The organism is Microvirga sp. M2, from assembly GCF_047497095.1.
GTDB lineage: Bacteria > Pseudomonadota > Alphaproteobacteria > Rhizobiales > Beijerinckiaceae > Microvirga.
On record NZ_CP134063.1, the window covers coordinates 2,475,480 to 2,492,327 of the forward strand.

Annotated in this window: 17 protein-coding genes and 2 pseudogenes; 7 read left to right on the top strand and 12 right to left on the bottom strand. The window is 64.6% G+C overall.

Translation table 11 applies throughout. The features are described 5' to 3' along the window. Nucleotides 1-114: 114 nt before the first annotated feature. Nucleotides 115-580 (top strand): annotated as a pseudogene (locus RE429_RS11745) (transposase). A gap of 386 nt (nt 581-966) precedes the next feature. Here RE429_RS11745 and mgtA read toward each other — a convergent pair. Continuing rightward, the gene (gene mgtA, locus RE429_RS11750) at nt 967-3,597 is read right to left on the bottom strand and encodes a magnesium-translocating P-type ATPase (protein WP_414470955.1); all 2,631 of its coding nucleotides are present in this window, start codon (nt 3,595-3,597) and stop codon (nt 967-969) included. Between the two features lie 24 nt (nt 3,598-3,621). Next, on the bottom strand, nt 3,622-4,446 hold the full coding sequence (locus RE429_RS11755; RefSeq protein WP_414470956.1) for a universal stress protein: 825 nt from the start codon (nt 4,444-4,446) through the stop codon (nt 3,622-3,624). A gap of 173 nt (nt 4,447-4,619) precedes the next feature. Here RE429_RS11755 and RE429_RS11760 point away from each other — a divergent pair, with 173 nt between their 5' ends. Together RE429_RS11760 and RE429_RS11765 are read left to right on the top strand one after the other, a co-directional pair. Continuing rightward, nucleotides 4,620-5,066, top strand: coding sequence for a DUF1194 domain-containing protein (locus tag RE429_RS11760; RefSeq protein WP_414470957.1), 447 nt, complete (start codon nt 4,620-4,622; stop codon nt 5,064-5,066). A gap of 83 nt (nt 5,067-5,149) precedes the next feature. After that, on the top strand, nt 5,150-5,326 hold the full coding sequence (locus RE429_RS11765; protein ID WP_414470958.1) for a hypothetical protein: 177 nt from the start codon (nt 5,150-5,152) through the stop codon (nt 5,324-5,326). A gap of 71 nt (nt 5,327-5,397) precedes the next feature. On the opposite strand, the gene RE429_RS11770 is transcribed toward RE429_RS11765, so the two are convergent. Together RE429_RS11770 and RE429_RS11775 are read right to left on the bottom strand one after the other, a co-directional pair. Next, on the bottom strand, nt 5,398-6,711 hold the full coding sequence (locus RE429_RS11770; protein WP_414470959.1) for an AAA-associated domain-containing protein: 1,314 nt from the start codon (nt 6,709-6,711) through the stop codon (nt 5,398-5,400). 13 nt (nt 6,712-6,724) lie between these two features. Further along, a complete protein-coding gene (locus RE429_RS11775; protein WP_414470960.1) occupies nt 6,725-8,479 on the bottom strand; it encodes an ABC transporter permease in 1,755 nt (584 codons plus the stop codon). 387 nt (nt 8,480-8,866) lie between these two features. On the opposite strand from RE429_RS11775, the pseudogene RE429_RS11780 reads away from it, so the two are divergent. After that, nucleotides 8,867-9,079: pseudogene (locus RE429_RS11780) on the top strand (chromate transporter); the annotation flags it as partial. A 232-nt stretch (nt 9,080-9,311) separates the two neighbouring features. Here RE429_RS11780 and RE429_RS11785 read toward each other — a convergent pair. The 4 genes from RE429_RS11785 to RE429_RS11800 form a co-directional block, all read right to left on the bottom strand. Then, a complete protein-coding gene (locus RE429_RS11785) occupies nt 9,312-9,854 on the bottom strand; it encodes an inorganic diphosphatase (protein WP_414470961.1) in 543 nt (180 codons plus the stop codon). Nucleotides 9,855-9,993: 139 nt separating this feature from the next. Further along, nucleotides 9,994-10,374, bottom strand: coding sequence for a rhodanese-like domain-containing protein (locus RE429_RS11790; protein ID WP_414470962.1), 381 nt, complete (start codon nt 10,372-10,374; stop codon nt 9,994-9,996). Nucleotides 10,375-10,649: 275 nt separating this feature from the next. Next, nucleotides 10,650-11,687, bottom strand: coding sequence for a cytochrome-c peroxidase (locus tag RE429_RS11795; RefSeq protein WP_414470963.1), 1,038 nt, complete (start codon nt 11,685-11,687; stop codon nt 10,650-10,652). A gap of 137 nt (nt 11,688-11,824) precedes the next feature. Beyond that, nucleotides 11,825-12,151, bottom strand: a complete 327-nt coding sequence (locus RE429_RS11800; protein WP_414470964.1) for a c-type cytochrome — start codon at nt 12,149-12,151, stop codon at nt 11,825-11,827. A gap of 250 nt (nt 12,152-12,401) precedes the next feature. Between RE429_RS11800 and RE429_RS11805 the strand changes: the two genes are divergently transcribed. After that, complete coding sequence (locus RE429_RS11805) at nt 12,402-12,713, top strand: c-type cytochrome (RefSeq protein ID WP_414470965.1); 312 nt, start codon at nt 12,402-12,404, stop codon at nt 12,711-12,713. Nucleotides 12,714-12,734: 21 nt separating this feature from the next. Here the strand turns inward: RE429_RS11805 and RE429_RS11810 are convergent, their stop codons facing one another. After that, nucleotides 12,735-13,241 carry a cytochrome b gene (locus RE429_RS11810; RefSeq protein ID WP_414470966.1) on the bottom strand — a complete coding sequence of 169 codons (507 nt, stop codon included), beginning with the start codon at nt 13,239-13,241 and terminating at the stop codon, nt 12,735-12,737. Nucleotides 13,242-13,516: 275 nt separating this feature from the next. Between RE429_RS11810 and RE429_RS11815 the strand changes: the two genes are divergently transcribed. Together RE429_RS11815 and RE429_RS11820 are read left to right on the top strand one after the other, a co-directional pair. Then, on the top strand, nt 13,517-13,792 hold the full coding sequence (locus RE429_RS11815; RefSeq protein ID WP_414470967.1) for a PepSY domain-containing protein: 276 nt from the start codon (nt 13,517-13,519) through the stop codon (nt 13,790-13,792). A 10-nt stretch (nt 13,793-13,802) separates the two neighbouring features. After that, nucleotides 13,803-14,399, top strand: a complete 597-nt coding sequence (locus tag RE429_RS11820; protein WP_414470968.1) for a cytochrome b/b6 domain-containing protein — start codon at nt 13,803-13,805, stop codon at nt 14,397-14,399. A gap of 10 nt (nt 14,400-14,409) precedes the next feature. Here RE429_RS11820 and RE429_RS11825 read toward each other — a convergent pair whose 3' ends face one another. The 3 genes from RE429_RS11825 to RE429_RS11835 are packed head-to-tail and all read right to left on the bottom strand — an operon-like array spanning nt 14,410 to nt 16,756. Continuing rightward, entirely contained in the window at nt 14,410-15,768 is a 1,359-nt protein-coding gene (locus RE429_RS11825) for a sensor histidine kinase (RefSeq protein WP_414470969.1), read from the bottom strand. Then, nucleotides 15,765-16,433 (bottom strand): response regulator transcription factor, encoded by a 669-nt coding sequence (locus tag RE429_RS11830; RefSeq protein ID WP_414470970.1) that lies wholly within the window; start codon nt 16,431-16,433, stop codon nt 15,765-15,767. Before RE429_RS11830 ends, RE429_RS11825 begins: the two co-directional genes overlap by 4 nt. Then, nucleotides 16,433-16,756: a PepSY domain-containing protein gene (locus RE429_RS11835; RefSeq protein WP_414470971.1), complete on the bottom strand. Its 324-nt coding sequence runs from the start codon at nt 16,754-16,756 to the stop codon at nt 16,433-16,435. Before RE429_RS11835 ends, RE429_RS11830 begins: the two co-directional genes overlap by 1 nt. Nucleotides 16,757-16,848: the final 92 nt, after the last annotated feature.

Here is a 16,848-nt window from a genome sequence, read left to right on the forward strand (position 1 = left end):
ACTTTACAGTACTTTATGATTACAGTTGTGTTTTGAGCATCCACTCTAGGGCCTTTTAGCGCTTGAACTCATTGCGTCTGAGGGCGTTTTGCTCGTCCTGAATGAGGAGGAGCCATGCTGACGGATGCACAATGGGCGATGCTGGAGCCGCTGGTGGAGCAGTGCCGTCCCAAGGGCAGGACGCCGCCGCAGGATCTGCGCCGGACGTTCGCGGCTAGCCTCTGGCGTCATGAGAACGGCGCGAAGTGGCGAGCTGTCCTCTCTGAGTTGGGTCCCTGGTGGCGCGCCGCTCAGACCTTTATCCGCTGGGCACGCCTGGGTGGTCGCTGATCGCGGCTATTCAAGTCACAGCTTCCGCGAGAACATCCGGAGCCTCGGTGCCAAGCCGGCGATTCTGGCCAAGGCCAATGAGGCGCCGGTCACCTGTCCGGACGGGATCTACACCAACCGCAATGGTGTCGAGCGGCTCTGGGCCAGGCTCAAAGAGTGGCGAGCCGTTGCAACCCGCGATAAGAAGACCGCCCGATCCTTCCTGAGCGTCCTCTGTCTCGCCGCTACTCTCGACTGGATCAAGCGCTAACAGGCCGTAGTCGCATTTTTTTGTCTCGTCCGGCTTGCTCGCCGACCCTGACTTGCGGCCGGTGGAAGAACATCAGAAGCAACGAGTCATCGGCCGGCGCGTCGTCAGACGGGCCAAGGCTCCTTTCACCCCTTCATGCCACCGGTTTAAGGACGTGCTTGTGATCCGCTCGCCGCCCACCCAGGCCGCTACGAGACATCCCGCGGCCAGGGCCAGGCACAATATAGCAGTAGCCCAAGCGGGATATTCTCCCGGCCAGATCCATCCGAACGCTATAACAGCGGCCAGCCGGAAGGCGAGCCGAACCAAGGGAGGTGAGAAAGCGGGACGCTTGACGGCCATTCAGCACCCGTCGGGAGCCGGAGGCATGGGAGCATCCAGCCTCCTCAGAAGCCCCACCTGCGCACGAACCATAGCTTCACGAGGTGGGTCAGAACCATATAGGCCAGCAGCATTCCCGCAATGATGGGCCAATAGCTCCAGGGCAATGGCGTAAAGCCGAGCGCCGCACCCGCCCATGAGAACGGCAAGGCAATCCCAATCGCACAAATGATGATCGTGGTCGCGATCAGCGCTGGGCTCGCATGGCTCTCGATGAAGGGAATTCGAGCGGTCCGAATGATGTGGATGATCAACGTTTGCGTCAGCAAGGACTCGACGAACCACCCGGTCTGGAAGAGAGCAGGGTTGTTCCACGCGTGAAACACAAACAGCATGACGCCATAGGTCATGTAGTCGAAGATCGAGCTGATCGGGCCGATGAAGATCATGAACTTGAAGATGTTGCTGATGTCCCAGCGCCGCGGTGTCGCCAGGAAATCCTCGTCAACGTTATCCGTCGGGATCGTCGTCTGCGAGAAATCGTAGAGAAGGTTGTTGGTCAGGACCTGGATCGGGGCCATCGGAAGGAAGGGCAGGAACATGCTTGCCCCGACCACGCTGAACATATTGCCGAAATTCGAGCTGGCCCCCATCCGAATGTACTTGAGGATGTTGCCGAAGATGCGCCGCCCCTCAACGATGCCGTCCTGCAATACGAGCAGGTTCTTTTCCAGAAGGATGATATCCGCCGAGTCCTTGGCGATGTCGACCGCGGAATCGACCGAGATCCCCACGTCCGCGGCTTTCAGGGCGGGGCTGTCGTTGATCCCGTCGCCCAGGAAACCGACGACATGGCCGCTGGCACGCAGCGCCCTCACGGTTCGTTCCTTCTGCGTCGGAGTAAGTTTGGCGAAGACAGAGGTATGGGTGGCCACGTCGGCGAGTTCCCGGTCGCCAAGCCGCTCGACCTTACTGCCGAGCAGAATCTCTCCAGGGTCGAGGTTCACCTCACGGCAGATCTTACGCGTGATGATGTCGTTGTCGCCCGTCAGAATTTTCACCCTCACGCCCTTGCCGGCCAGGGCGGCGATCGCGGCTCTGGCGGTCTCTTTCGGAGGATCGAGGAAGGCGATATAGCCAAGCAGCGTGAGGTCGCCTTCGTCATTGAGCGAATAGGCCGCCTTTGGTGGATCGAGTTCCTTGTAAGCGACCGCGATGACCCGGAACCCGTCGGAATTCAGCGCAATCGTTTCCTCTTTGGCGATCTGGAAATGGCTCTCGTCGAGGCGGCCGATCTCGTCCCCAATCTCATACCCTGAGCAGACTGCGAATATCTCCTCGATCGCCCCCTTGCAGATGAGGATGTGCTTGCCATCCTTGCGGGCGACCACGACGGACATGCGGCGGCGGGTGAAATCGAACGGGATTTCGTCCACCTTCGACCAGCCGCCGTCGGCTCCCCAAAGCGGATGGAGGTTCACGTGCGCCAGGACGGCATTGTCGAGGAGATTGCGCAGACCCGACTGGAAATGGCTGTTGAGGAAGGCATATTGCAGGACTTTATCGGACTCTTCGCCCCGAATGTTCAGGCAGCGCTTCAGGATGATGTGATCCTGCGTGAGGGTGCCTGTCTTGTCCGTGCACAGAACATCCATGGCGCCAAAATTCTGGATCGCATTGAGCCGCTTCACGATCACCTTGTCACGCGACATCGCCATCGCGCCCTTCGCGAGATTGACGGTCACGATCATCGGCAGCATCTCCGGCGTCAGGCCAACAGCCACGGCGACGGCGAAGAGAAGCGCCTCCAGCCAATCGTGTTTGGTGAGACCGTTGATGAGAAAGACCGTCGGCACCATGACGACGATGAACCGGATCATCAGCCAGGTGAAACGATTGATCCCCTCGTCGAAGGCTGTGGGGACGTGCTGCTCGGCAAGCTCATCGGCAAGCTGGCCGAAATACGTTGCTCGGCCCGTTCGCAGGAGGACGCCCTCACCGTATCCTGAAACAACGTTGGCTCCCATGAAGCACAGGTTGGGCACATCGAAAGGATCGTCGTGGTCGGTGTCGCTCGCCTGGGCATGCTTTTCCGCTGGCATAGCCTCGCCGGTCAATGCGGACTGGTTGATGAACAGGTCCTTGGCCTCAAGGAGGCGCAGATCCCCCGGGATCATATCTCCGGCCGACAGACGCACGACATCGCCGGGCACGAGCTGCTCGATCGGAACTTCCGAGAATGATGTTTCGGTGTGCGGGGTTTTGCGGCGCACGGTTGCAGTCGTATGCACCATGGCTCTGAGCCGCGCGGCGGCGTTGTTGGACCGGTGCTCCTGAACGAAGGCCGTGACGATCGCGAGCACCACCATCGTGACGATCACCACGGAGGCCCGGACGTCACCAAGAAAATAGGAGACGATTGCCAGCGTCAGGAGGAGCGCATTGAGCGGATTGCGCGCCCGTCCCCAGAGTTCCTGCGGGATCGTGGCCCGGCGCTCCCGTGTTGCCACGTTCAATCCGAACTGCTTGAGACGCCGCTTCGCCGCAGCCTGGGACAGACCTTGCGGCGTCGATCCCACGCGGGCGCAGGCGTCGAGGGGCGAGAGCCGACTGACGGCAAAGAGATCCGGGCCGCTTTCAGGCTGGTCGGGGAGGGGTCGGTTGGTGACTCTGGCCCGCCTCGATGGAGCATCCATGGTTCACCTCGGTCTCCGGCTCACCTAGTGTGACACGAGGATCGGAATCGCGGATGCCAGGAGCATCGATCGCGTCGCGCCGCCGAAGACGAGTTCGAGCCACAGGGGATCCGAGTAGCCACCCATCACCAGCAGGTCGTAGTGCCCGTGCTCGACTTGGTCCTGGAGGGCTTTGTGTTCCGCAACCGACGTGACCCGGAAAATCTCGCCCTCGGCACGGATGCCATGCCGACGCAGGTGCGCGAACAGGTTTTCGATGTCCGCCTCGTCCGGTTCGGCCGCAGCGGCGACGATGGAGAGGATCCGAACCGTTCGCGCCAGTTGGAGCAGCGGCAATGCGTCGTGGACCGCCCTGACCGCCTCGCGGCTGCCGTCCCAGGCCACTGCGGCACGCGCGAACAGGCAGGGCGGCGCCAGGGCCGGCACGACCAGCACGGGGCGGCCGCAGTGCTGCACGACCGAATGGGCGACGGGCAGCGGATGGGCCTCGGGCGGACCTTGCCATTCGGACTGGCCTACGATGACCAGATCGGCATAGCGGGCGTGAGCGCTGATGCCCTCCGCGATGTTGCCGGACGCCTCGGACCAAGAGGTCTCCGGCAACTGCGCGATAGCCTCTTCGCGGAACGCCGCGGCGGCTGCACGGGCCCTTGAGGAAAGGCCGGCGGAAATGTCTTCGGCCACCCTGTCGATCAGGCTCGGCTTGTATCGCGGCGGCACGTCCGGCGGCGGGATCACGTGCAGGCCCGACAGCCGGGCGCCCGTGCGGCGGGCCAGATCGACGGCGACGCCGACCTGGCGGCGTCCGGCGTCGCTCCCATCCACGTGTATCAGGATGTCGCACAGCATGGCTTGTCTCCGAACCGCTGTTCCGGACAGGAGCGAAGCCGGTCAGGAACGGGCGTGGACCACTCCACCGCATCATAGCGGCGGCCGCGGCGCATTGAGCTACGTCAAGGCAGCGCAGGGAACCGTGCAGGAGGGTCGTCGCGGTATGGTCTACGGCCCACGGAGGACGCGCGATGGGGTGGTTCCGATCCGTTATGGTCGGCTTGGCCCTGTTCGGCGCATCCGGCGCATTGCTGCCAGCCCGAGCCCAAACCGCGGTCGATCTCGCGCTCGTCATCGCGGTCGGCGTCTCCGCCTCGATGGCCCCTGATGAGCAGGACCTCCAGCGCGAGGGCTACGCCGAGGCGTTCCGCGATCCGCTCGTCCACCAGGCCATCCGCGACGGCGTCATCGGTGGGCAAGGGACGTTCCTGGTGCCGGCGCGGGAGCGGGCGCAGTTCCAGGCGGCCATCGGGCTGAAGATCCTGCGGGAGGCGTCCAGCGCCCCCGGAGGACTTCGCCCCCTGGTGATCCCGGCCCAAAGTCAGGAAGTCCGCATTGATTGCACATCCGGCGCGAGAGAATGCCGGGCCGGCGCCGGGAAATTGGCTGCGGCGGCCCGACCGAGCCGCCAGACCTGAAGCGCTTCGGCCTCCTTGGAACGCGGGTTCCTGCGATGACCCTTTGTCGTTTGTGGAGGCGCCTTGATCCGAGCTCCCGCTTCGTGGCGCGACGCTTCGCCCTCAAGCTCCTGATCCTTCTCGCCTTTGCAGGAGCGCAGGCAATTCGACATTATGGCTTCTGGCAGGCCCTTCTCACCCTTCTCCTCCTGTCGGGAACGCTGAGCATCGGCCTCGCGTTCGCCAACCGACAACGGCCGGACGTCTCGACCCTGACCTGATGGGACGATGCGCTGGCGTTCTTCCTGCTGGGCGTGGCCATGCTCCAGGTCGTGTAAGTTCCCCAGAGCGTTCAGCTCGGATTCTCAAGGCTGAAGGCGCCCGTCGCCTCGTCATAGGCAAAGACCTCGGCGTAGCGGGCCCAGGATGTCACGGCACGGAGCGTTTCCTGCGCATAGTCCTCCGACATGTGGTCCTCCAGCTCGTCCTGGAACCGGATTGCCGGCGCCCGGTGGCTCGGTCTCTCATCGAGGATCCGCTTGATGTGGGCAGCGAGGGGGACGTAGCTGATCAGATGCTGAGCGAACAACCGCTTGCGGTCATCGACGTCAAGATCGACGAAGCGCCGGCCGGCTTCGGTCAGCCGAATGTCACCCTCGGCCACCTCGGCAAACCGAAGAAGCTGAAGGGACTCAGCGATCGGAAACAGTTCGTCGACCTCCAGTCCAAGCTCCTCAGCCAGCCGGGGCAGATCCGCATCGCCGTTGAAGGGAGGCGTCACGAGCGCCTCCATCAGGCCGGCGAGCCGGTTGGTTGAGCCTCCCGGCAGGATCATGCCGATCCCGTTGCCCGAGGGCAGGCCTTCCTTGGCCGGAGCCGCCGCCACCCTGGCCGTCATGCGCCCATAGATGTCGTCCACCAGCGCCCGGAATTCCGGATCGAGCCGGTTGCGCGGTTGCGGCAGCTCGACCATGATCTCGGCGACGATCCGCCCAGGGTTGGACGAGAACACCAGAATGCGGTCGCACATCAGCACCGCCTCCTCGATGTTGTGCGTGACCATCAGGATCGCCTCGATCGGCATGCGGCCCTCGGCCCACAGCTCGAGCAGGTCGGTACGCAGGGTCTCGGCGGTGAGCACGTCGAGCGCCGAGAACGGCTCGTCCATCAGCAGCACCTGCGGATGCACGACGAGGGCGCGGGCAAGGCCCACCCGCTGACGCATGCCTCCAGACAGTTCCTTCGGGTAGGCGCTCTCGAAACCGTCGAGGCCGATCAGGTCGATCGCTCCCAACGCGCGCTGGCGCCGCTCCTCGGACGGCAGGCCTTGCGCCTCCAGGCCGATCTCGACGTTCTCGAGTACCGTCAGCCAGGGAAACAGCGCGAAGGACTGGAACACCATCGCGACCTCGGGCGCAGGGCCGTCAACGGGCCGCCCCCCGATGGCGACCGTGCCGGCGCTCGGGGGCAGCAGGCCGGCGATGATGCGCAGCAGGGTCGACTTGCCCGAGCCCGAGCGACCGAGAAGGGCGACGATCTCGCCCTCGCGCAGCGTGAGATCGACATCGTCGAGGACCAGCAGGTCGCTCGCGCCGCCCTTGTGGTACAGGTGCTTGAGCCCGCGGACTTCGACGAGGGCGGCATTGGGGTTGGCGGGGGCATGCATGGTGCGATCTCCCTCAATCGAGACGAAGCCGGCGCTCGGCATAGACGTAGAGCGGGCGCCAGAGCAGGCGGTTGAAGATGACGACGAAGAGGCTCATCACGGCGACGCCGAGCACCACGCGTGGATAGTCGCCTGCCTCGGTCGCGCGGGCGATGAAACTGCCGAGCCCGGTCGCCTCGAGACGGGTGTCGCCCCAGCTTGCGACCTCGGCCACGATGCTGGCGTTCCAGGAGCCGCCCGAGGCCGTCAGGGCGCCCGTCACGTAATAAGGGAAGATCCCGGGCAGGATCGCCTTGCGCCACCACTGCCAGCGGCGCAGCCGGAAGAGGGACGCGGCCTCGCGCAGGTCGGTCGGGAAGGCGCTGGCACCGGCGATGACGTTGAACAGGATGTACCACTGCGTCCCGAGCACCATCAGCGGCGACAGCCAGATGTTCGGATCGAGAGCCTTGGTGGCGATCAGGACCACGAAGACTGGGAACAGCACGTTGGCCGGAAAGGCCGCCAGGAACTGGGCGACCGGCTGCACCCGCTGTGTCCAGGCCGGCCGCAGGCCGATCCAGACGCCAATCGGAACCCATACCAGCGACGCGATGAGGATCAGGACGAGAACGCGGATCATGGTGACGCATCCGTCGACGACCGCTTCCCAAAGGTCGGACGGGCCGAGGGTGGCGTGCACATAGGCGAAGATCGTCCAGGCGGCCCAGAGCGTGCCGGCGAGCACGACGACCAGCCAGGCCGTGTCCTGCAAGCGCCCAACCGGCTGGCCGACCTCCTGCCGGGTCCACGTCCGCTTCGTCCGGGCCGTGGCCCGCATGAGCCGGTCGGCCAACCAGCGCACGGGCGCTCCCGCCCGCTTCACGAGCCGCGTCCGGCGCACGAGGTCGTAGACCCACGAGCGCGGGCGCTGTTGGGCCGCGGTCTGCTCGAACCGGAACTTGTCGGCCCAGGCGACGATCGGGCGGAAGACGAGCTGATCGTAGAGCAGGATGACGATGCCCATGGCGAGCACCGCCCAGGCGACCGCCGCGATGTCCCGCCGCTCGATGGCGAGCGCCAGCCACGAGCCGATGCCGGGCAGCTTGATGGTGGTGTCGCCGACCGTAATCGCCTCGGAGGCGACGACGAAAAACCAACCGCCCGACATCGACATCATGGTGTTCCAGATCAGGCCCGGCATGGCGAAGGGCACCTCGAGCCGCCAGAACCGCATCCAGCCGGACAGGCGGAAATGAAGGCTGACCTCATCGAGATCCTTCGGCACGGTGCGAAGCGACTGATAGAACGAGAAGGCCATGTTCCAGGCCTGGCTGGTGAAGATGGCGAAGATCGCCGCCGCCTCGGCCCCGAGCAGGCTGCCGGGGAACAGGCCCAGGAAGAAGGTGACCGTGAAGGTCAGGAAACCGAGCACCGGCACGGATTGAAGGATGTCGAGCGCCGGCACGATGACCAGTTCGGCGCGCCGGCTCTTGGCCGCCCAGGTCGCGACCGTGAACGTGAACAGCAGCGACAACAGGATCGCGACGAACATCCGCAGCGTCGTTCGCGCCGCATAGTCGGGCAGGTTGGCGAGATCGAGGCTGACGGGCGCGATGTCGAGCTGCGCGAGCGGCTGGGCCATTTCGTGGGCCCCGCGGGCGAGCACGACGAGGCCCGCGCCGAGCAGCAGGAGAAAGACGAGATCGTAGATGTTGGGCAGGGCGCGCCGGACTCCCGCCGCGAACGGCGGGAAGACATCGCGGCGCTTGTCGAGGAAGGTCGACATGGCTCACCTTTAGGTTCGGTCCGCCGTCAGCGGCCGAGCCCGGGTGAGCCTGATCCTGAAGCGATCAGTCCCGGGCCGCCGTTGACGGCCAATAAGATCGACTGTGACTGTCGCTGGGCATGGGGTTCGGGTTCCTATGGGCCGCTCGGCTGTCCTGGGACGAACCGTGCAGTTAGAGTGCCAATGCCCCTGGCAAGGGCGTCCGTCAAGAGGGGAATGCACAATGCAGCGATCAAGCTTGTCGGGCAGTTGTTTCTGGCAGCGCGATCGTAGACGTGGCATGTCGGACAAGATGGACGAGCCCCTGGCTCAGGCGGCTTCAGGGCATCGAGCTGCCACTGATCGCCAACGTCATCAACATCGGCGCGGATCTTGGCGCCATGGCCAATGGCGCAGGCAGCGCTGAAGGGCGTCAATGCGGCGGTCGTCGGCCTGCTCCTGGCCGCGCTGTATCATCCGGTCTGGACGGCGGGGATCTTCGGCCCGTCCGACTTCGCCCTGGCCGCGACCGCGTTCCTGCCGTTGTTCATGTGGAAGACGCCGCCATGGCTGGTGGCGGTCCTGAGTGCCGTCGCCGGAGGGGCCATCTCAGCACTGTGACGGTTCAGTCTAAAGGTCTGGATCTGGCACACCTGTGAAGTAGCTCGAATGTCTGCTGAGGGAAGGGGCCGCGGACATTCCTGAAGCACTGGCACAATCTATTCCGGTGACCCGCTGCGCACTGTGCCGTCCAACGGCTCCGTGCCAAGACGAACCCTCAGATGACATGATCTGTGCCAAAGAGAAATGCCAGTGTCATGGGGCGCGAACGATCAGCTTGCCGTGCCGGTCATCAGCGCCGGTACGCGGCCTGCCCCTTCTTCAGCAACTTGCCGGCCTTTTTGGCATCAACGTGGTCTCTGACCCGAAACTCTTTGTCATGGAGCCGATTGTAGGCCTCGAAAAAGACCTCAACGTCAGCAAGCATTGACGGGTTCACGTCGGCAATCGTTCGAATATGCTCATGGGCATGAGCATGGACAGCAACGGCGATCAGTCGGTCATTGCGCTCCCATTGGCCGTTCTTCTCCCGCTCATGAGCTCGGATAGCGCCAACCAAGCGTGCTCTCGTTCGTGTGCCCACCGCGACGGGCTCGTCGAGCAGAAGAAGGACGTCGAGGGGATCGCCATCCTGTCCCAAGGTGGATGGAATGAACCCGAAGTCGAGCGGAAATGTCATGCCTTCGGGCAGAACGAACTTGAGATCGAAGGTCCCTGCCTCCGTGTTGTAGGCGTATTTGCTCCGGCTGTGCCTCGGGGTTTCAACAAGCACAACGAGATCTCCCGTCTCCGGATCGAAGGTTGGAAGTCGGGTCAGAGGCTTAAGCTTGGGCATGAACGATAATGTCGCAGACCGAGGGTATGTTCCTGAGCCGATGCCGTCTGCCAGTCCACCGTGGGAAAGGCGCCGTCAGCGCGATCGGAAGAAACGCGTTGTTCCGCTCGTCCAACGGTAGCGGACGTCGGCGATAAAGTTATGCAGGTTCCGTGTCGATGCCCGCCTCGGCTAAATCCTTAAAGCCCCCGATGTTAAAGACGGCTGTGTCGCCCATGTCCTGGAGGGTCTTGCCCGCGAGCGCCGAACGGCCACCAGATGCACAATGCAGAAGGATAGTCTTGTCCTTTCGGAACGCTGGGTTGTGGTACTGGCTGTCCGGGTCGGCTCGAAACTCCAACATCCCCCGCGAGACGTTCACCGCGCCTTCGATCCGTCCTGTCTGCTGAACCTCCGTCGGATCACGGGCATCGACGACGAGTGCATCACCGGAGTGTATCTTCTCTGCTGCTTCAGCAGGGGAGAGCTTCGGAACAACGGAATGGGCCTCGGCTAACAAGTCCTTGACGTTCTTAGCCATGGCTCCCTCCGAACGGATCGCCGCAATTGGGGTAGCAATCAAGGGCTCAGCCTACCAGATGGTCCTATCAAGAAAACCAAAGATTTGGGCGCGGTTGAATATCTGTTGGGCAGCTTGCCTCCTCAGAGGCTATCGTCCCTGGATTGAGGCGAGCCGCTCGAGGATGAAGGCAGGCCTCAAGCTCCGTGGAGAAGGCCATCAGGAACGGGTTCGGAGCGCCGAAGGTGGCGAGCAGGACGCCGAGCTCCGGCGCCACGCGCTGCCTGATTGCGGGTTTACGGCTCAGGCCGGGGCGTCGTGGCGACGCTGGGCGGCAGGATCGGATAGGTGACCTGCGGCTGGTCTCCGGTCAGCGCCTGCAGGAAGGCCGTGATCCGGTCGATCTCCTGGTCCGTCAGCTCTGACCCGAGCTGGCTCGTGCCCATCACCGCCACCGCCTGGCGCAGATCCCAGCTCTCGCCGCTGTGAAAGTAGGGCGGCGTCAGGGCGATGTTGCGCAGGGTCGGCACCTTGAACACGTATTCGTCGCTCACCGTCTTGGTGACCATCAGCCGGCCCTTGTCCTGCGGCGGCAGGATGTCGGCTCCGGGTTTCTGCACCACACCGAAGGGCGCGTACATGCCGCCGCCGATGTTGATGCCGCTGTGGCAGGAGGAGCAGCCCTTGTCCATGAACACGCGAAGGCCTTCGGTCTGCTCGGCTGTCATCGCCTTGTCGTCGCCATTGAGCCAGCGGTCGAAGGGTGCGTTGGGCGTGATCAGCGTCGCCTCGAAGGCCGCGATGGCGTCCCGCACGTTGGCGAACGTGATCGGATCCTGCTGGCCGGGGAAGGCCTTTTGAAACGGGTCCGCATAGCCGGGAATGCCCTTGAGCTGCTGGACCGTGTGCGCCTCGGTGGTGGCCATCTCGATCGGGTTGACGACCGGGCCGCCGGCCTGGGCCCGCAGGTCCTCGGCGCGGCCGTCCCAGAACTGGGCCGTGTTGAAAACGGAGTTGAGCACCGTTGGCGCATTACGCCCGCCACGCTGCCAGCGATGGCCGATGGAGGTCTTCTCGAGATCGACCCCACCCAGACCGACGATGTGGCAGGAGTTGCAGCTGATCGCATGGCTCTCGGACAGGCGCGGCTCGAAGTAGAGCATCTTCCCGAGCTCTACCCGGGCTGGCGTGGTCTCGATGCCCTTCACGGCCGGTGGAGTGGTCGGCAGCGGTTGGAACGTCGCCTTGGCGGTGGTCCGGAGATCGCTCTGGGCCAGCGCCGCTCCCGCGACAAGGCCGCAGGCTGCGACGGAAACGAGCAGGACAGTCCTCATGACACATCCCTCCTGATGCGGCACGAACGGCTTTCAGAATCGTCCCATACGGGTCCAGTGTCTCGGACTATTCGGAATGAGGGGCGGGATGACACCTCAGGACGACCTCCGGCGAGGGTCATCATTGCGAAGACGAGTCAACGGCGCTCCCGCAGGCTCGTGATGTAGGTCGTCACATCCCGGAGTTCCTTTGGCTCCAGAATGATGTTGGGCATCGTCTTGTGCGATGTTCGTAGTGCCACGGTCAGGGCAGTCGTGGTCATCCCGGGCACTCGTGCGATCCGCTCGAAGCTCGGCGCCTGTTGGCGGGGAGAGTGGTACTGGCCCGGCTCGACGGCATGGCAGGAGGCGCAAATCTCGCGAGCAACCTGGTGGCCGGCCCGTGGGCTGCCCGCCCCTTGGGCGTGCACGGCGCTCGGTTCGCTGAGGAGAAGAAGGACTGCCATGGCAGTATGACGGATCATGGATTGCTCCTCCGCGCTGTTGTCCAATGAAGCAGCCACACCGGAACGATAACCTGGCAAGAACGGCAAGATCCCAAATGGGGACTACGACTCTGGTCACCTCACAGCTCTTGATCCGATCGCATCCTATTGCCGAAGCAGCCTTCGTGGCCAGATGACCTGAAGGATAGCCGCAATTCAGACGGCATTTGCGGCTGTGAAGTTTGGTCCGTACGTGCAGGCGCTTACTGGTAGTCGAGAGGGGAGATCCATGAGAGGCGTTCCAGTTCTTGCAAGTGTCGTGGTGCTCACTCTCATCGCTGGACCAGCGTTGTGCGCCGGCAACCCGGAACAGGGGCGGCGACTGGCGGAGCGATGGTGCGCGTCCTGTCACCTGGTTGGCCCCGGACAGCGTCAAGCCTTGGCCGATGTCCCAACCTTTGCATCAATCGCACGACGGGAGGACCTGTCGGAGTCTCTCCTGGCGGCGTTTCTGACGGCGCCCCATCCGCCGATGCCCAACCTGAGCTTGTCACGCCAGGAGATCGCCGACGTGCTGGCCTATATCAGGAGCCTGCGCTAGCCACGTTCCTCCTGCCGGTTCTCAGACTGGGTTCATGCGCTCCATCGTTCCGTCGCGGAGCACGAACTGGTGCCACAAGGCGATCACGGCGTGCAGACCGGCGAGAACCAGAATCACCGTGCCGCCCGTCTCATGGATTTCCGCGATGGGACCGGGGGCTCCTTGCACGGACGAAGCAAGGGCGGGCAGGGGAAGGCCGAAGAACGAGACCGGGACGCCCATCCGCGAGGCGGCATACCAGCCGGTGATCGGCAGGCCGATCATGAAAACGTACAGCACCGCGTGCCCGATCTTGGCCATGAGATTGAGCCATGGGCTCTGTGGATCCTCGACCCGGGGCTGGCTGCCCCACCAACGGGCGATCAGCCGCGGCACGATGAGAAGGAGAACCGCGAGCCCGAGCGAGAAATGCAGCAGGGGCGGGTTGAGACGGACCTGCCGTCCGCCCTCGGCCGTGAACCACGCCGCCAGGATCAGCAGAGCCATGGCCCAGTGGAGCATGATGAGGGTCTTCGAGTAGCGTGGCATCGGTAACGTCCTTCCGTGCTGCGTCCTGGCGGCCCGATGCAGACGCATGCAAGTGGGCGCCTCAAGGCTCCCCGCTGTGATGCGTCGGATCGAAGCCATCCGATCCTTCGTCCCGGGAGGTGACCCACCCCGGTCGTTCCACGAAGGTGCTCTCTAAACCGTCCTTCCTGTCATTTCGCTGACAGCCCTTCACAGCACGCCGTCAGCACGCTTTCGCCATCCTTCCGGGCATTCCGGATGCCGCTTCGGCGATCGGATGCAACAGGAGAGACATCATGCGCACCATCACCATCGCCCTCGCAGCGGCCGCAACCATCGCCGGTGCCGTCACGGCCCAAGCCAGCAGCCTCGGGCGGCCCTGCACCACCGCGCCCGAGAGCCAGTGGCTCTCGCTCGATGCCCTAAAGGCCAAAGTCGAGGGGCAGGGCTACAGGGTCCAGAAGGCCAAGATCGCCAAGGCCTGTGGCGAGATCTACGCCCGCGATCCGAACGGCGCCCGCGCCGAACTCTTCGTCGACCCGGCCTCAGGCGAGATCGTCGCGAAGGAATAGGGGACCTGTCATGTCGTTCCAGAATGGAGCGGCTCCGGCCGGCGGCGCGATGCCGCCCGACCGGGCCACCGACGGCAACCCCTCAAATTCCACCATGGTGCGGGTGTGGGATCCCTTCATACGCCTTTTCCACTGGGGCTTGGTGGGTCTGTTCGGTCTCGCCTTCGTCACGGGAGACGAGGCCGAATGGCTGCACCTGGCAGCCGGCTACGCCACTGCCGGTCTGATCATGCTGCGGATCCTCTGGGGCTTTATCGGAACGAGGCACGCGCGGTTCGCGGATTTCGTCCGCTCGCCCCGAGCGACGGCAACCTATCTGTCGTGCGTCGGCCGGGGGCGGGCTCCGCGTTACCTCGGTCACAACCCGGCCGGCGGCGCCATGGTACTGGCGCTGCTTGCCATGATCACGGCCGTTGCGATCACCGGCTTCATGATGACCACGGACGCATTCTGGGGCGCGGAATGGGTTGAGGACCTGCACGAGGGGCTTGTCTATCTGACCCTCGGCCTCGTCGGCCTTCACGTGACCGGTGTCGTTCTCACCGGCTTGTCGCACAGTGAGAACTTGGTCAAAGCCATGGTCACCGGACGGAAGCGGGCCTCCTGAGGCCCGCCTTCTATCTGGACTGGGGCAGACGGAGATCGACCTGCAGGCCGCCCAAGGCGGACCTCGACAGCGAGAGAGAGCCGCCGTAGGCCTCGGCGAGATCGCCCGCGATCGCCAGCCCGAGGCCGCTTCCGGGCTTGCTCTCATCGAGGCGTCCGCCGCGGATAAGGGCTGTTTCGATTCCGGTCTCAGGAATGCCTGGTCCGTCGTCCGCAATCGAGAGCACGACCGCCCCGCCATCCTGACGACCAGAGATCTCGATCCGGTGGTGGCTCCACTGAGCCGCGTTCTCGACGATGTTCCCGAGCATCTCGGCCAAGTCCTGCGGGTCCACGGAGCTCGTCAGGTCGTCGCCAACATCAAGTTTCCATTGCAGCCGCTGGCCCCGGGTGGTGCGGCGTACCACCTCAACGACCTGATCGAGGGTCGGGCGCAAGGGGCGCGGTTTTCCCGCATAGGTCCGGTGCCCAGTACGGGCACGGGCAAGCTCCCGTTCGACATGCCGCCGCATGCCATCTGCAAGCATGGCAATCTCGGTCGCGATCTCGGTTTCGCCCCGCGCCCGGAGTTCCTCCGCGTCCGCCATGAGAACGGTCAACGGGGTTTTCAAGCCATGGGCGAGGTCGCCGGCCCGGGCCCTGGCCTGGGCGACGGCCTTCTCCTGGGCATCCAAGAGGTGGTCGACCTCTTTGGCCAGCGGCCGCACCTCGTCCGGAAAATCCTCCCCAAGCCGCGCCTCACCACCGGTGCGGATTGCGGCCAGCCGGCGTCGAACGGCGTCGAGGGGGCGCAGGCCGACGCTGACCTGGAGCCAAGCGGCGACCGTCAGGAACACTCCAAGGACAACCAGCGACGGCACCAGATCGGACGCGAAGTCCCAGCTCGCAGCTCGGATCTCCGTCCGGCTGATGGCCACCGACACGCGGACATTGCCGCCTCGTAGGCTTGCCGGCAAGCTGACCTCGCGCTCCACAGCGAGAAGCGGGCTTCCGCCCGGTCCAGCAACCGTGTGCTCGTGGATGGCTCCTGGCGCGAGCACGTCCTCCGCCAAGGCCAGCCTGGTGTCCCAGAGCGAGCGCGAGCGCAGAACCGGCCCGTCAGGCTCCACGGCGATTTGCCAGTAGAGCCCGCTCAGGGGCTCCTGGAACCGGGGCTCGGCCGGCGGACGACCGACCTGGAGCGAACCGTCCGGCGTCCGCTCGAGGCCGCTGACCAGTTGCCGAAGATGCGCCTCCAGCTCGACGACCGTCCGCCGCTCGACATGGCGCTCGAACAGCAGGAAGAGGGCAATGCCGGCAATGGCGAGGGCAACCACGATGGAGGCGCTGCCCGCTGCGAAGAGACGGAGCCGGAGGGATCCCTGCTTCATGCCGCACCGTCTTCAGGCACGATATAGCCAAAGCCGCGGCGGGTCTCGATCAGATCGGTGCCGAGCTTGCGGCGCAGCCGACCCATCAACACCTCGACGGCATTCGGCTCCCGGTCATGATCATGGGCATAGAGATGCTCCATCAGCTCGCCCGGCGGGATCACACGCCCGGCATGATGCATGAGGTAGTCCAGGGCCCGGTACTCGAGAGGCGAGAGATTGACCGGCACGTCATCGACCGTGACCCGCATCTGCCGGGTATCGAGTGTCACGGGGCCGACCGACAGGACCGGGGAGGCACGGCCCGCGGCCCGGCGCAGGAGGGCGCGGATGCGGGCCAGCAGTTCCTCCATGGCGAAGGGCTTCGTCAGGTAGTCGTCGGCGCCCGCATCGATGCCCTCGACCCGCTCCGCCCACGCCCCGCGGGCGGTGAGGATCAGGACGGGAAAATCGCGCCGAGCCAACCGCCACTTCTTCAGCACGGACAGGCCATCCAGCTTCGGCAGTCCGAGATCGAGGACAGCCAAGTCATAGTCCTCCGTATCGCCGCGAAACCAGGCCTCTTCGCCGTCGGCAACGGGATCGACCGCGTGGCCCGCGCCTTCGAGCACCGCCTGGACCTTGCGGGCAACCCGGGGATCGTCCTCGACCAGCAGGATGCGCATCAGTGCTCCTCCTCCTGCTTCACAATCCGACCTGAGGCGGCGTCGACATAGACCTCCACGAGGGCGCCGCCGGGCCGAATGACCCTGAACTCGTAAACCCAGCGGCCATGCTCGCGCTCGAAGGACACGCCGACGATCTCGCCGCCGAGATTCGAGCGCACGCGCTCGAGAATGTCCGCCAAGGGGAGCGCTTCGCCTCGCTCCACGGCGTGACGGGCACGGTCGTGATCCCGCTCCCGGTCGGCCCAAGCGGATGCCCTCGGCAAAATGGCCGCCAGACACAGGACACAGCGGATCACATCTCGACGGCTCACGGAGAACATGCCGCCCTTATGCGCTTCCGAAGCTGTCAAATCGCTGACATGGATCAACAGCCAGGCGCCAGCCGCTCTTCTGCAGAATGCCATCATCAGGT